The organism is Gemmatimonadota bacterium (genome assembly GCA_039715185.1).
In the GTDB taxonomy this organism is placed as follows: domain Bacteria; phylum Gemmatimonadota; class Gemmatimonadetes; order Longimicrobiales; family RSA9; genus DATHRK01.
In genome coordinates this window covers 18754-30764 of the sequence record JBDLIA010000036.1, presented here as the reverse complement: position 1 = coordinate 30764, position 12011 = coordinate 18754, and the positions used below count along the sequence as shown (strand labels likewise).

Genomic DNA, 12011 nt, shown 5'->3' with positions numbered 1-12011 from the left:
CGGTCGCCGCCGCGGCCCAGCCCAGGGCCGGGCCCGGCGCCGCCCCGCGCAGCAGCGTCGCCGCGTACACGGCGACCAGCGCCACGCCCACTGCGATCGCGACCGCGCTCGAGCCGCGCCGCGTCACGGGGTCGGCTCCGGCGCGAGCGGGCCGGTGTCCGCCGCGGCAGGCGTCGCCGCGGGGGCGCCGCCGTCGAAGGCTGCCGCGACTCGGCGGCGAATTCGCGAGGCCGCGTAGGCCGCGCCGAAACCGTTGTCGATGTTGACCACCGTCACCCCCGCCGCGCAGCTGGTGAGCATGCCGAAGAGCGCCGTCAGCCCTCCCAGCGCCACCCCGTAGCCCACGCTGGTGGGGACGGCGATCACGGGAAGGTCGACCAACCCGCCCACGACCGACGGCAGCGCTCCCTCCATGCCGGCCACCACGATCGCGGCCGTGGCCCCCTCGAACGCCGCGCGCTGGTCGACCAGCCGGTGCAGCCCGGCGACACCCACATCCCGGACCTCACGCGCCGGGTCGCCGAACGCACGCAGGGAGAAGAGCGCCTCTTCCACCACGGGTTCGTCCGAGGTCCCGGCGGAGAGCACGACGACGGGCCCCGCCGCCGATGGACGGGGCGGGGTGGCCGAAGGCCGAAACACGATGCCGGCGCGCCGCCCGATCTGGGCGAGGGGGAAGGCGCGCTCCAGCGCCTCCAGCCCGGCGGGCTGGAGCCGCGTTACGAGGAACCCGCGCTCGCGCGCCTCGAGCGCGCGGCATATGGCGACCAGTTGCTCGGGGGTCTTGCCGCGGCCGTAGACCACCTCCGCCTGCCCCTGCCTGAGCGCCCGATGGTGGTCGACTCGCGCGAACACGCCGGCGTCGCCGGACAGCGACTCGTAGGGCAGCCACGCGAGGGCCTTCGCCGCCTCGGCGGGGTCCGTCTCGCCTCGCGCCACCGCCTCGAGCAGGACCGTCAGTCGGTCGCCGCTCACCTACGCCGCCGTACGGGACATCGTGGGAGAGGCCTCGCCGGCCTCGAAGCGCGCCAGGTAATCGGCCAGCATCGCCTCCGCGTCGGCGAGCGTCAGCACCGAGAACAGCTCCTGGCGGAGCGTGCGGCCCTCGGGCAGCCCCTTCGTGTACCAGCCCATGTGCTTCCGGAACTCCAGCATGGCGCGCGCCTCATCGCCCCCGAACGCTATGGCGTTGCGGGCGTGCTCCAGTACGACGCCGAATCGCTCCGCCGGGTCGGGCTCGGCCGGCGCCACCCGGCCAGCCAGCGCCGCGCGCGCCTGTTCGAAGATCCACGGCTTGCCGTGCGATCCGCGGGCTATCATGACGCCGGCGCAACCGGTCTCGTCCCGCATCCTGCTCGCGTCCGCCCCGGAGCGAATGTCGCCGTTTCCGATCACCGGGATCTCGAGCGCCGATACGACCGCCGCGATCTCGCTCCAGTCGGCTCGGCCCGAATACATCTGGACGCGCGAGCGCGGATGTAGGGTGAGGGCACGCGCCCCGCTCTCCTGGCAACGCAAGGCGATGCCCACGGGATCGCGCGTGCCCTCGTCCCAGCCGCTCCGGATCTTGACGGTTACCGGGAGAGTCGTGGCGTCGTCGACCGCGCGGATGATCGCACCGACCAACGACATGTCGCGCAGGCACCCCGATCCGCCGTTGCGCTTGACGATCTTCTTGACGGGGCAACCGAAGTTGATGTCGATGAAGTCCGGCCCGAACAACTCGGTGACGAGCGCGGCAGCCTCCGCCATCGCCGCCGGGTCGGCGCCGAATATCTGCACGCCGATGGGGCGCTCCGCTTCTTCGAAGCGAAGGTATTCGAGGGTGCGCTCGTTCCGGCGCCGGATTCCCTCGGCGCTCACGAACTCGCTCACGACGACGTCCGCCCCGAAGCGCCGGCAAAGCCGGCGAAACGGCGACTCGCTGACCCCCGCCTGGGGGGCCAGATACAGCGGCACGGAGCCGTCTCGGAGAGCCTCGAACAGGTCTGTCATCGCGCGGCGAATCTACCCGGAGGCGGGGGGCGGATCAATCGCTCCACCCGGTGCCGGCCGGTCCAGCGGCGGCTTTGACACCGATCCCGCGGCGCCGGTATCATGCGCCGACCGCGAGGGGCCCGGCGCCCAGCGTCCCACGGGCGCCCCTGGCCACGACAAGAGAGAGTCTGCCGCGATGCCCATCAACCTCCGGGATTTCTTCGAAGAGTCGGCGATCGACCTCGACCTTGGCGGGGAAAGCAAGGATGAGATTCTCCGCTCGCTGATCACGCTGCTCGGGGTCGACGAAAAGAGCGAGCAGAACCTGTACAAGATGCTCAAGCGCCGCGAGAGCCTGGGTTCGACGGGGATCGGGGGCGGGATCGCCATCCCGCACTGTCGGTCACTGGCGGTGGATCAGCTGCGCGTGGCGTTCGGTCGGAGAACCGGCGGAGTGGACTTCAAGGCGGTCGACTCGGAGCCCGTGCGCTTCTTCTTCCTGATCGTCGCCCCGCCCCTGGAGGTCAGCAACCAGTACCTGCCGGTACTGGGGAAGATCGCCCAGTTCGTCAAGAACGCGAACACGTCGACGCGGTTGGCGGAGCTCGCCACCGCCACGGATTTCCTGGCGCTGCTCGGCGAAACCTCGTGACGCTCGCCGCGCGGGTCTGCGCTAGTCCGCGGCGGGCACTTCCCTTCCCTCATCCGTTCTTCGCGTCAGGCCGATCCGGTCGAAGTACTCCAGCAGCGGAATCAGGTTCTTTCTGGTGAGCCCGAACAGGTCCCGGAATTCGCCCGGCTGTACATCCGCGCGGCCTCCCAGCGTGCTCCGCACGAGCTCCATCGCGCCGGAGAGTGCGTCACTCGACACATAGGCGTCCGACCCCATCGGGGAGAGCAAGCCTTCCCTCTCCAGGAGCTTGACGATGGGCCACAGCTCCTCCTCGCTTCGCTCGGACAACGCACCAACGGGAGTGGGCGCCAGGCCGCTCGCTCCGTATGCCGCCAGTACGCGCTCGCGCAGCGCGCGGTGGTGTGGCGCCAGCCGCGGGGAGTACCCCCGGCGTCGGATCACGCCCCCGGTCACCTCCGCTGCCCCGGCTTCGGTCAGCATCGCGAGCGCGGCGTCCGCCAGGCCGCGCGCGGCACCCGCCGGTAGCGAACGCCGCGCTTCCTCCACGTCCAGTCCCGGACTCAGCGGGTAGGCCGCGTGGTGGCGCTCCACCGCCGCGAGGACATCGTCGGTCGCCTCGCGCAGGTAGTCCGCCTGGAGCACACGATCGCCCACGACCGCCAGCGTAGGGTCCTCGCGGGGCTCCGCTCCCGGCACCTCCACGGGCAGGGTTTCGAGGGGAACGCCTTGCCACCCGGCCATGGCGACCCGCGCCGCGAGCGCCTGCTGCGGACCCGCCAGGATCGCGCTCAGAGCCTGGCGGCTCGCCTCGTCCAGGCGATTCCTCTTGCCGGCGAGTGGCTCGACGACGGTGCCGCCGCCGATGGTCGTCACGGGTGAGTAGCTGCGCAGCACGAAGCGATCGCCGGCGCGGGCGACGCCCGGCCGCTCCAACCGCAGCTGGGCCCAACAGGCGCCCCGCGGCCGCACCTCGTCCGCGTCCAACAGGACCACGCGGGCCATGATCTCCGCGGTGCCGAGGTGGACCCTGACGCGGTCCCTGGGCCGGAGCGGCCGCGGCGCCGCGCCGATCAGCTCCAGGCGCACCGTCCAGGTTCCGTGCGGCCGCCAGGCGTCGCCCTTCACCAGCACGTCGCCGCGGCCGACCGCGCCGCGCTCCACACCCGCGACGGCGACCGCCGCCCGCTGACCGGCCTGCACCGCGGTGACTGCCTGGCCGTGACTCTGCAAAGCGCGCACCCGTGCGGACCTGGCGCCGGGCAGGACCCGGACGGTGTCCGCGTCGCCGAGCGTTCCGTCTGCCACCGTTCCGGTCACGACCGTCCCCGTGCCGCGCACCGTGAAGGCGCGGTCCACGGGAAGCCGGAACGGAGCCGAAAGCGCGCGCGCCGGGGCTGCGCGGGCCACGCGCGCAAGGGACTCTGCGAGCCGCTCGAGTCCCGTCTCCTCCGCCGCCGACACGGGCATTATGTCCGCGTCTTCCAGACCGGTTCCGGACAGGAGCTCGCGGACTTCATCGCGCACGAGGTCCCTCCACTCGGCGTCGACCAGGTCGACTTTCGTCAGCGCCACGACGCCCACCGAGACGCCCAGCAGATCGAGGATCGCCAGGTGCTCCCGGGTCTGCGGCATCACCCCCTCGTCGGCGGCCACCACCAGGAGTACGGCGTCCATGCCGGTCGCCCCCGCCAGCATGTTCCGGACGAACGACTCGTGACCGGGGACGTCGACGATCGCCACTTCCACGCCCTCTTCCCCTACCAGGCGGGCGAAGCCCAGGTCGATCGTGATCCCGCGAGCCTTCTCCTCGGCTAGTCGATCGGTGTCCACGCCCGTCAACGCGAGCACGAGCCGCGTCTTGCCGTGGTCGACGTGGCCGGCGGTGCCCAGCACGAGCCGCTTCACCTGACCATCTCTTCCCGCCGCACGTCGAGCAGGAAGGCGAGCGACTTCATGGGAGCTCCGTCGAGCACGTGGTAGGCGAGAAAGCGCTCCAGCAGGATCCAATGAGCGTAGGGCCGGGCGACGGTGGGGCGGTCGCCGCCGACCATCGCGCGCAGCGCAGCGCGGGCCCCTGCCGGCAGCCGGGTACCCTCCTCCCCCGGGCAGTCCGCGCAGCGGAGACCGCCCGCAGCGTAGTCGAAATCGGCGTCCTCGTCCCGGTCGACCTCGCGTCCGCAACGGGTGCAGTGTGCCAGCTCGGGAGCGAATCCAAGAAGGTGGACGAGCGTCCACGCCGCGCCCAGAGCCTCGCTTTCGATGGCTTCTCCTTCGGCCACCTCCAGAGCGTCCAGCGCGGCGCCGACCCGCTCGAACAACTCGGAGCTGGCCGCCCCCGTCGCGGTACGCAGCAGCAGCTCCGCCAGCACCGAGGCCCCGCCGTAGCGGCGCAGATCCCGCCCCAGTCCACGCCGACTCTTGGTCAGGTCGAACGCGGTGAGCGTCTGAAGATCCCGGCCCTGCCGGAAGCTGAGCAAGGCCACGCCCTCTCCGAACGGATCCAGCAGCGCGCTGAATCGGCTACGCGGACGTCGGGCGCCCCGTGCGATCGCGCCGACGAGGCCGTGCTCGGGGGTGATGAACCTCAGGATGCGGCTGGATTCGCCGTAGGGGAATCCGCGCAGAATGAGCGCGGGCACGCTCACCGCGGACACGGGTCAGCGCGGTCGTAGGGCGTGCGCACGTTCGCGCAGCTCCGCACGGCGTTCCTCCACCGCCCCGGTCGCTGGCACGTCCCTCAGCTCCGCCAGCTCCACTACCGCGCGCCGCCACGCGTTCGCCCGCGAGGTGCCCCGAACCAGGAGAGCCGCGCCGACCAGAAGCGCGCTCAGTCCCAGAAACACCAGCGTCGTGGGCACGGGGTCACGAGCGGGTGGCGGAGCGGGCGCGGCCGGTCGAGTGGCGTCGCCGCCGAAGGCCGCCGGAGGAAGAACCGAGCCATCATCCAGCACTATGGAGCCGGCCTCGATGCCGTCCCTCACCCGGATCGTGTACGGATCGGGAAAGTCGGCGCCGGCCTCCACCACCGGGCCAACGAACAGCGCCCCGCCGACGGACGCGGCGACGAAATGGACGGCCGGGCCGCCCGGCGCGTCGACGGCGAACGCGAATGATCCGTCGGGCTGGCCGGCGCCCGAAGCGAGCAAGCCCGCGCCTTCATCGCTCATCCGGTGGAGCATCAGCTCCACGCCGCCGACCGGGTCTCCCGAAGGCGCCACCACCACGCCGCGGACGTGTATGGAGTCGTCCGCCTGCACGGGAGCCGCCTCGCCGGCGGCGGACACCAGCGCCACCGCAAGCAGGGCCATCATGGGTTGAACCGCCCGAAGTCCTCGGGATCCAGGCGGCGCAGATACTCCTTGAGCTCCTCCGCGCGCAGGCCCGCGTCGGCCGGCGCTTCGGGGACCGCGTCCGGGTCCGGAGAAAACTGCCCCGGCTCGGACATGTCCCCGGCTTCCTGCACGTCTATCGACGTCTGCTCGAGCAGCGCGTCCGTAGTCAGGATGGTGGCCCCCATGCGCAGCGCTATGGCGATGGAGTCCGACGGCCGCGCGTCCAGGCTGATCATCTCGCCGTTCTTCTCGACGATGAGTTCGGCGTAATAGGTGTTCTCCATGACCTTGGTGATCAGAACACGCGTCAGCTCACCCCCGAGCCCGGAAATGACGCTCGCCAGCAGGTCGTGCGTCAACGGCCTGGAGAACTTCATTCCCGCGAGCTCCATGGCGATCGCGCTCGCTTCCCCGGGCCCGATCCAGATGGGCAGGACCCGCTCTCCCTCCAACTCCTGGAGGATCACGACGGGTGTATTGGAGGAGCGGTCGAGCCCCAAGCTTTGTACTCTGACTTCGATCATCCGCAGGGTGGTACCGAGTGGGCACACCGCATGGCAGCAGCCGCCGCCAAGCTACGAAGCCGACTCTTCGGGCGCCAAGCTCCAGCGCCCGGAGAACAGCGAAAGGTCCAGGTGGCGGCTGATGCCTTCCATCAGCACCGCCGCCGCGGCCTCGGCCGTGCGCGCCTCCAGCGCTTCCTCGACCGTCTCCCTGGCGGACGCGACCGGTACGGCCCGGACCACCTTCTTGATCTCGGGCAGGACCGAACTCGAGACGCTGAACGCGGACACGCCCAACCCAAGCAGCAGGAACGTTCCGAGCGGGTCCGCCGCGACCTCACCGCACACGGAAATCTCAATTCCCGCGGTGTGCGCGGCTTGGACCGTGCGCTCCATGAGGTCCAACACGGCCGGATGAAAGGGCTTGAAGCGGTCGGCGAGGCGTGCGTTTCCGCGATCGACCGCCAGCGTGTACTGGATGAGATCGTTCGTGCCAATGGAGAAGAAGTCCGCGTGGCGCGCGAGGTCGGTCGCGGTGAGCACGGCCGCGGGCGTCTCCACCATCACACCGACCTTGTACCCGGTGTTGAACGGGATGCCCTGAGCGCGCAAGCGCTCTTCTTCTTCCTCGAGCAGCTCGCGCGTGCGTGTCACCTCGCTGGTCTCGTTGATCATCGGCAGCATGACCCGCACGTCGCCGTGAGCGGTGGTGCGCAGAAGAGCGCGCAACTGCCCGCGGAACAGCTCCGGCACGTCCAGACACACTCGGATCCCGCGCCATCCCAGGAACGGATTCTCTTCGGGAGGCATGTCCAGGAACCGGGGATACTTGTCGCCGCCCAAATCGAAGGTGCGGATGTAGACCGCGTCGTCGGGGAAGACCTCCACCGCGTGCTTGTAGGCCAGGTACTGCTCTTCTTCCTCCGGGTAGGCGGAGCGCCCCACCACGAGAAACTCCGTGCGGAACAGGCCGATCCCCTGGGCGCCGTGCTCGCGGGCGTCCTCGGCGTCACCTGGCAGGTCGATGTTGGCGCGCAGCAGCACCGGCTGCCGATCCTGCGTCAGCGCCGGCAAGTCAGCCAGCAGGAGCAACTCCTGCTCCCACTCCTGGACGCGGATGTTCCTCTCCTTGTAGACGCGCCGCTCCTGCTCGGTGGGCTCCACGATGACCCGGCCGGCGCGCCCGTCCAGGATCGCCTGCGTGCCGCTCTCCGCGTGCTCGGACAGGTCCCGTAGCCCGACCACCGCGGGGATGTGCAGCGCCCGCGCGAGAATCGCCGAGTGGGATGTGCGGGACCCGGCATCCACGGCGATGCCGAGGATGCGGTTCGGGTCCAGGCGTACGGTCATGCTGGGCGTGAGGTCGCGCGCGACGAGGATGTAACGCTTGCCGTGATCCTCCGGCAGCGCGAAGGCCGGGTCGTCGAGCTCGAGCAGCGACCTCAAGACCCGCGTCTCCACGTCCAGGAGGTCGTTTAGACGATCCAGCAGCATGGGGTGCCCGGTGCGCCGCCATTCCGACCGGAATTCCAGCACCTTCAGCTCGAACGCTCTGGCGGCCGAAAGTTGACTCGACCGGATGTAGTCCCGCGCCCCATCGAGGAGCTCCTCGTCTTCCAACATCAGCAACTGCGGATCGAAGATCTGCGCCTCCACCGAGCCCAGCCTGCTCTCGGTTTCGGCCTTCAAGGCCACTATCTCCGTCCTGGCAGCTTCGACGGCTTCGGCCAAACGCTCGAGCTCGAGATCCGCCTCGTCGCTGGAGATCGTGTCGTGCGGCACCTTCGGCACATCCCAGCGCAGCACGTACATCGGCCCCTCGACGATCCCCGGCGACGCCGCGCTTCCATCGCGGATCAGGCGCATTCCACGCCCTGGCCTTCGGCAGACCCTGTCGCCCTCATCCTAGTGTACCGTAACGGAAGTCAGGTGTGCACCGAAGCGCGCGATGCAGCGCGCGCTGAATGCCATCGACACCTCTGGTACGGTACACTAGCCCTCTCCGAATCCGTCGACGATCAGCAAACACAGCCGCTCGATCGCCGCCACCGCGTCCGGGCCGTCCGCCCGAATGGTAAGCTCGGCGCCGAACTCGGCGGCCAGCATCATCAACCCCAGGATGCTCTTCCCGTTCACTTCGAGCTCCTCCTTGGTGACGAAGATCTCGGCCGTGAAGGTCTTCGCCAGCCGTACGAATTCCGCCGCCGGGCGGGCGTGAAGTCCTTGCCGATTGGCGATCCTGACGACGCGCCGGTTGTCTCCCGAGTCGCTCACTGGCTTCCCCCGGTGAGCAGAATCACGAGTACGACGAGCCCCAAGGTGAGTCCGGCGACGGCGCGCACCCGCACCCCGAGCACGGCACCGGCAATGGCCGCCAGCAACGCGGCTGGAAGCAGCGCCGGGAGATCGCGACCGGGCCCATACGCGAGCGCGGCGAGCGGGGCCACCAGCCCCGCGAGGAACGTCGCGCCCCGCGCGAGGGCTCCCTGCGCCCGCGTCAGCCCGGACTCGCGCACCCGGCGGGCGACGCCCGTGCCCTCCTTCAGCCCTACCGCCAGGCCCCAGGCTCGCAGGCCGACGTGCCCGACGTTGTAAACCACCAGAAAGCCTCCGACGACCGCCCACCAGGGGGCACCGACCAGCGCCGCCGCGAGCGCGAGCAGCACGCAGAACGGGCGCCATCCGCCCCACACCACCTGGTCCCCGAGGGCGCCGAGCGCGCCGCGCACGGCCTCCTTGAAGCGCTCCTGCACTTCCGGCTCCACGCCGTCCGTCTCCATGCGCGCCAGGGCGCCCGCGGCGACCCCGGCCATGTACGGATGGGCGTTGAAGAAGTGGGCATGGCGCAACGCCGCCTGATCCAGCCCCTCCGGGCCGTATACACGCCGCAGCACGGGCATCAGGACGACCGCCATCCCGGCCCCAACCATGGTTTCGTAATTCCACGACCCCTGCACCCCGAACAGGCGCACGAGCATGCTCGCGTGGTCGCGCGCTCGGACCCTGCTCACAGGACCACCCAGAGGCCCACGCCAGCGGCGAGCCCCACGAGGAACGGCGTCACGCGCGCCCCTCCCGCGAGCACCGCCGCGCCGGCTCCCGCCATCGCCGGCAGCGCCAGACCAAGAATGGAAGACGCCGCCCGGCCCACTTCGTCACCCGCCGCCGGCAGGCTGGCCAGCACCCAGGCGCCCACCAGCGCCGCCGCGGTCGACACCACCGCCCCCCGCAGGAAGTCCAGGCCGATGGCAGCCGTGTGGCGCGCGGTGAGCGCGCTCGAGGACCTGATCGCCGTCAGCGCCCGCTCGCCTACCAGGCGAGCATTCAATCGGCGTAGCGCCGTGACCGTCTCCCCCGCCAAGCGCTCCGCCAACAGGCCGAAGGCGACGGCGAGGGCGATGGGGACCGCCGCAAACCCCACCGGTCCGGCCACGGCGTACGCCGCTCCGGCCGCCAGGGCCCCGGTGCCTCCCTCCGGCGTGCGGGTGGCCCCGACCGGAAGGATGCACAGCTCGAAGAGCTCGAGCGCGATCCCCAGCACCAGTCCCTCCGCGGGCCGCCCGAACACCCAGCCACCAAGCGTGGCGGCGACCAGCGGACGGGAAATCATGAATTGCCCGACGGAGGTGGCGTCCACCCCCACGATGCCTCCCACCGCCGCCAGCACGGCCCAGGTGGGAAGCTCATCCATGTAGCAATCGCTCCACCGATATGGGCCGGGCAGCCGGCACGTCCTGGGCGCTCACCTCGGCGCCGCCGGCCACCAGCGCGCGCAGGTCGGCGCGCTCGCGGGTGCCGAGGAACACGTACGGAAGCACCATCTCTCGGCCTTCGGCGTGGTGGATTCCCCCGACGTTCACCTCCACGTCCCGTAGCAGTTCTCCCTCACCGAGAGCGCGCATGCCGGCCGGCAGTCTGGTCAGAAGCACGGATCTAGCCTCCTCCTCGCGCCACCCGGCAAGCAGCCCGCGCGCCTCTTCGATGGTGTGGAATTCCGCTGAGATTCCGTTCGGCAGGCCCAGCTCGTACAATTCCTGCTCCCAGGTCGCCTCCGCCACGTCGTCGTCGACCACCAGGTAGCGAGTCGGCTCGAGCTCGCTCCCCCACCCGAGCACAACCTGGCCGTGGATCAAACGCTCGTCGACCCTATACAGGACGATCGGCATTGACTCGTGTGCTACTCGTCGCAGCAGATCGCCGACCGGCCCCGCTCCAGGGCGCGCTCGACGAGCTCGGCGAGCGGCAACTCGCGGTGCGTGACGAAGTCCAGCAACTGGGGCAGGTTCACGCCGTACAGCACCGCCGTGTCGGGCCGCTCGCGGGCGATCCGAAGCGCGGCGTGTCCGCAGCTTCCCGTGCGCAGGTCCACGAACACGATGGCGCGCCCATCGCCCAGCGCCGCCTCGATGCGCTCGCGCAGCGCGTCGGGTCCCAACCCCTGGTTGCTGATCGCCGCGACCACGTCTCCATCCACCCCCGTGATCTGCCGCACGGCGTCGACCAGGCCCTGGGCCAGGGTGCCGTGACCCACGACCACACCGCGGGCGGGCGCGGCCTCACTCATAATCGCCCTCCAGGTACTCCCGCACCGGCCGCATCGCCTCCTTGAGGCGTTCGCTCTCCTCCCCCACCACCTGGGCTCCGAGCGCCGCCCGCAGCCGCTGATCGAACAGCTCCGCGGAATGTACCCCCGAGTACTTGAGAAGGTGGTTCATGGCGACGACTTCGGAGATCACGGTGATGTTCTTGCCCGGGTTGAGGGGAATCCGGACCTTGGGGACCGCCACGTCCAGGATCTCCGATTCCTCCGCGCCCAGCCCGGTCCGATCGTACTCGGCCTCGTCACTCCACTCTTCCAGCTGCACCACCACCTCGATCCGCTTTTGTTGTCGGATTCCTCGGATTCCGAACAGGGCGGGGATGTCGATGATGCCGACCCCGCGGATCTCCATGTGGTGTCGCTGCAACTCGTGGCCGCGCCCGATGAGCACGCCTGGCGCGGGGCGTTTGATGTGCACCAGGTCGTCGGCAACCAAGCGATGGCCACGCTCGACCAGATCCAGCACGCACTCGCTCTTGCCGATGCCGCTAGGGCCCACGACAAGGAGCCCCACTCCGTACACGTCGGCCATCGAGCCGTGCATGGTCGTCGACGGCGCGAAATGATCCTCCAGGAACGCGTTCAGGCGCCGGTAGAGGTCGCCCGTCTTCAAGGCGGACCGCAGCAACGTGCGTCGGTGGCGCACGGCGGCCTCCACCATGCCCTGCGGCACGTCGAGGGCCTTGGTCACGACCGCGGCCGGCACGGGCAGAGCAAAGAAGGTGTCGAGCGCGCGGGCGTGCTCGGCGGCCGCCAGCGAGCCGAGGTAGGCCATTTCCGTCTCGCCGAAGACCAGGATCCGACCCGGCGTGAAGCGCTCCACGAAGCCGGTCAGGACCAGCCCCGGATTCCCGATGGTCGGCGACTCGATGGGGACGTCGAGCGGGCAATCCGGGGTCAGCAACTCCAGCGCGAGCGGCTCGCGCTTCGCGAAGAGGAGGTCTTCTACCGTCAGCGGCTTCATT

At 70.3% G+C, this 12011-nt stretch carries 14 protein-coding genes; 1 reads left to right on the top strand and 13 read right to left on the bottom strand.

Annotated features, from left to right (window positions below):
- Positions 1–123: 123 nt before the first annotated feature.
- Positions 124–975, bottom strand: a complete 852-nt coding sequence (gene larB / locus ABFS34_08560; GenBank protein MEN8375486.1) for a nickel pincer cofactor biosynthesis protein LarB — start codon at positions 973–975, stop codon at positions 124–126.
- Positions 976–1995 (bottom strand): tRNA dihydrouridine synthase DusB, encoded by a 1020-nt coding sequence (gene dusB, locus ABFS34_08555; GenBank protein ID MEN8375485.1) that lies wholly within the window; start codon positions 1993–1995, stop codon positions 976–978.
- A gap of 178 nt (positions 1996–2173) precedes the next feature.
- On the opposite strand from dusB, the gene ABFS34_08550 reads away from it, so the two are divergent.
- On the top strand, positions 2174–2629 hold the full coding sequence (locus ABFS34_08550; GenBank protein MEN8375484.1) for a PTS sugar transporter subunit IIA: 456 nt from the start codon (positions 2174–2176) through the stop codon (positions 2627–2629).
- A 21-nt stretch (positions 2630–2650) separates the two neighbouring features.
- Here the strand turns inward: ABFS34_08550 and selB are convergent, their stop codons facing one another.
- The 11 genes from selB to hprK form a co-directional block, all read right to left on the bottom strand.
- Entirely contained in the window at positions 2651–4516 is a 1866-nt protein-coding gene (gene selB / locus ABFS34_08545; GenBank protein MEN8375483.1) for a selenocysteine-specific translation elongation factor, read from the bottom strand.
- Complete coding sequence (gene recO, locus ABFS34_08540; GenBank protein MEN8375482.1) at positions 4513–5256, bottom strand: DNA repair protein RecO; 744 nt, start codon at positions 5254–5256, stop codon at positions 4513–4515. Before recO ends, selB begins: the two co-directional genes overlap by 4 nt.
- Before the next feature lie 12 nt (positions 5257–5268).
- Positions 5269–5922, bottom strand: coding sequence for a hypothetical protein (locus ABFS34_08535; GenBank protein MEN8375481.1), 654 nt, complete (start codon positions 5920–5922; stop codon positions 5269–5271).
- Positions 5919–6443 (bottom strand): bifunctional nuclease family protein, encoded by a 525-nt coding sequence (locus ABFS34_08530; GenBank protein MEN8375480.1) that lies wholly within the window; start codon positions 6441–6443, stop codon positions 5919–5921. Before ABFS34_08530 ends, ABFS34_08535 begins: the two co-directional genes overlap by 4 nt.
- 75 nt (positions 6444–6518) lie before the next feature.
- Positions 6519–8312 (bottom strand): phosphoenolpyruvate--protein phosphotransferase, encoded by a 1794-nt coding sequence (gene ptsP / locus ABFS34_08525; protein ID MEN8375479.1) that lies wholly within the window; start codon positions 8310–8312, stop codon positions 6519–6521.
- 126 nt (positions 8313–8438) lie between these two features.
- On the bottom strand, positions 8439–8720 hold the full coding sequence (locus tag ABFS34_08520; GenBank protein MEN8375478.1) for an HPr family phosphocarrier protein: 282 nt from the start codon (positions 8718–8720) through the stop codon (positions 8439–8441).
- The gene (locus ABFS34_08515; GenBank protein ID MEN8375477.1) at positions 8717–9457 is read right to left on the bottom strand and encodes a PTS system mannose/fructose/sorbose family transporter subunit IID; all 741 of its coding nucleotides are present in this window, start codon (positions 9455–9457) and stop codon (positions 8717–8719) included. The genes ABFS34_08520 and ABFS34_08515 overlap by 4 nt, the downstream gene beginning before the upstream one ends.
- Positions 9454–10137 (bottom strand): PTS sugar transporter subunit IIC, encoded by a 684-nt coding sequence (locus ABFS34_08510; GenBank protein MEN8375476.1) that lies wholly within the window; start codon positions 10135–10137, stop codon positions 9454–9456. The genes ABFS34_08515 and ABFS34_08510 overlap by 4 nt, the downstream gene beginning before the upstream one ends.
- On the bottom strand, positions 10130–10612 hold the full coding sequence (locus ABFS34_08505; protein ID MEN8375475.1) for a PTS sugar transporter subunit IIB: 483 nt from the start codon (positions 10610–10612) through the stop codon (positions 10130–10132). Before ABFS34_08505 ends, ABFS34_08510 begins: the two co-directional genes overlap by 8 nt.
- A gap of 11 nt (positions 10613–10623) precedes the next feature.
- Positions 10624–11010 (bottom strand): PTS mannose transporter subunit IID, encoded by a 387-nt coding sequence (locus ABFS34_08500; GenBank protein ID MEN8375474.1) that lies wholly within the window; start codon positions 11008–11010, stop codon positions 10624–10626.
- On the bottom strand, positions 11003–12010 hold the full coding sequence (gene hprK, locus ABFS34_08495) for an HPr(Ser) kinase/phosphatase (GenBank protein ID MEN8375473.1): 1008 nt from the start codon (positions 12008–12010) through the stop codon (positions 11003–11005). The genes ABFS34_08500 and hprK overlap by 8 nt, the downstream gene beginning before the upstream one ends.
- Position 12011 lies beyond the last annotated feature (1 nt).

What these genes read in the sequence shown, in the direction of transcription:
- dusB (MEN8375485.1), bottom strand. Translation starts at nt 1,995, where the DNA reads ATGACAGACCTGTTCGAGGCTCTCCGAGACGGCTCCGTGCCGCTGTAT.
- ABFS34_08550 (MEN8375484.1), top strand. Translation starts at nt 2,174, where the DNA reads ATGCCCATCAACCTCCGGGATTTCTTCGAAGAGTCGGCGATCGACCTC.
- ABFS34_08535 (MEN8375481.1), bottom strand. Translation starts at nt 5,922, where the DNA reads ATGATGGCCCTGCTTGCGGTGGCGCTGGTGTCCGCCGCCGGCGAGGCG.
- ptsP (MEN8375479.1), bottom strand. Translation starts at nt 8,312, where the DNA reads ATGCGCCTGATCCGCGATGGAAGCGCGGCGTCGCCGGGGATCGTCGAG.
- ABFS34_08510 (MEN8375476.1), bottom strand. Translation starts at nt 10,137, where the DNA reads ATGGATGAGCTTCCCACCTGGGCCGTGCTGGCGGCGGTGGGAGGCATC.
- ABFS34_08505 (MEN8375475.1), bottom strand. Translation starts at nt 10,612, where the DNA reads ATGCCGATCGTCCTGTATAGGGTCGACGAGCGTTTGATCCACGGCCAG.
- ABFS34_08500 (MEN8375474.1), bottom strand. Translation starts at nt 11,010, where the DNA reads ATGAGTGAGGCCGCGCCCGCCCGCGGTGTGGTCGTGGGTCACGGCACC.
- hprK (MEN8375473.1), bottom strand. Translation starts at nt 12,010, where the DNA reads ATGAAGCCGCTGACGGTAGAAGACCTCCTCTTCGCGAAGCGCGAGCCG.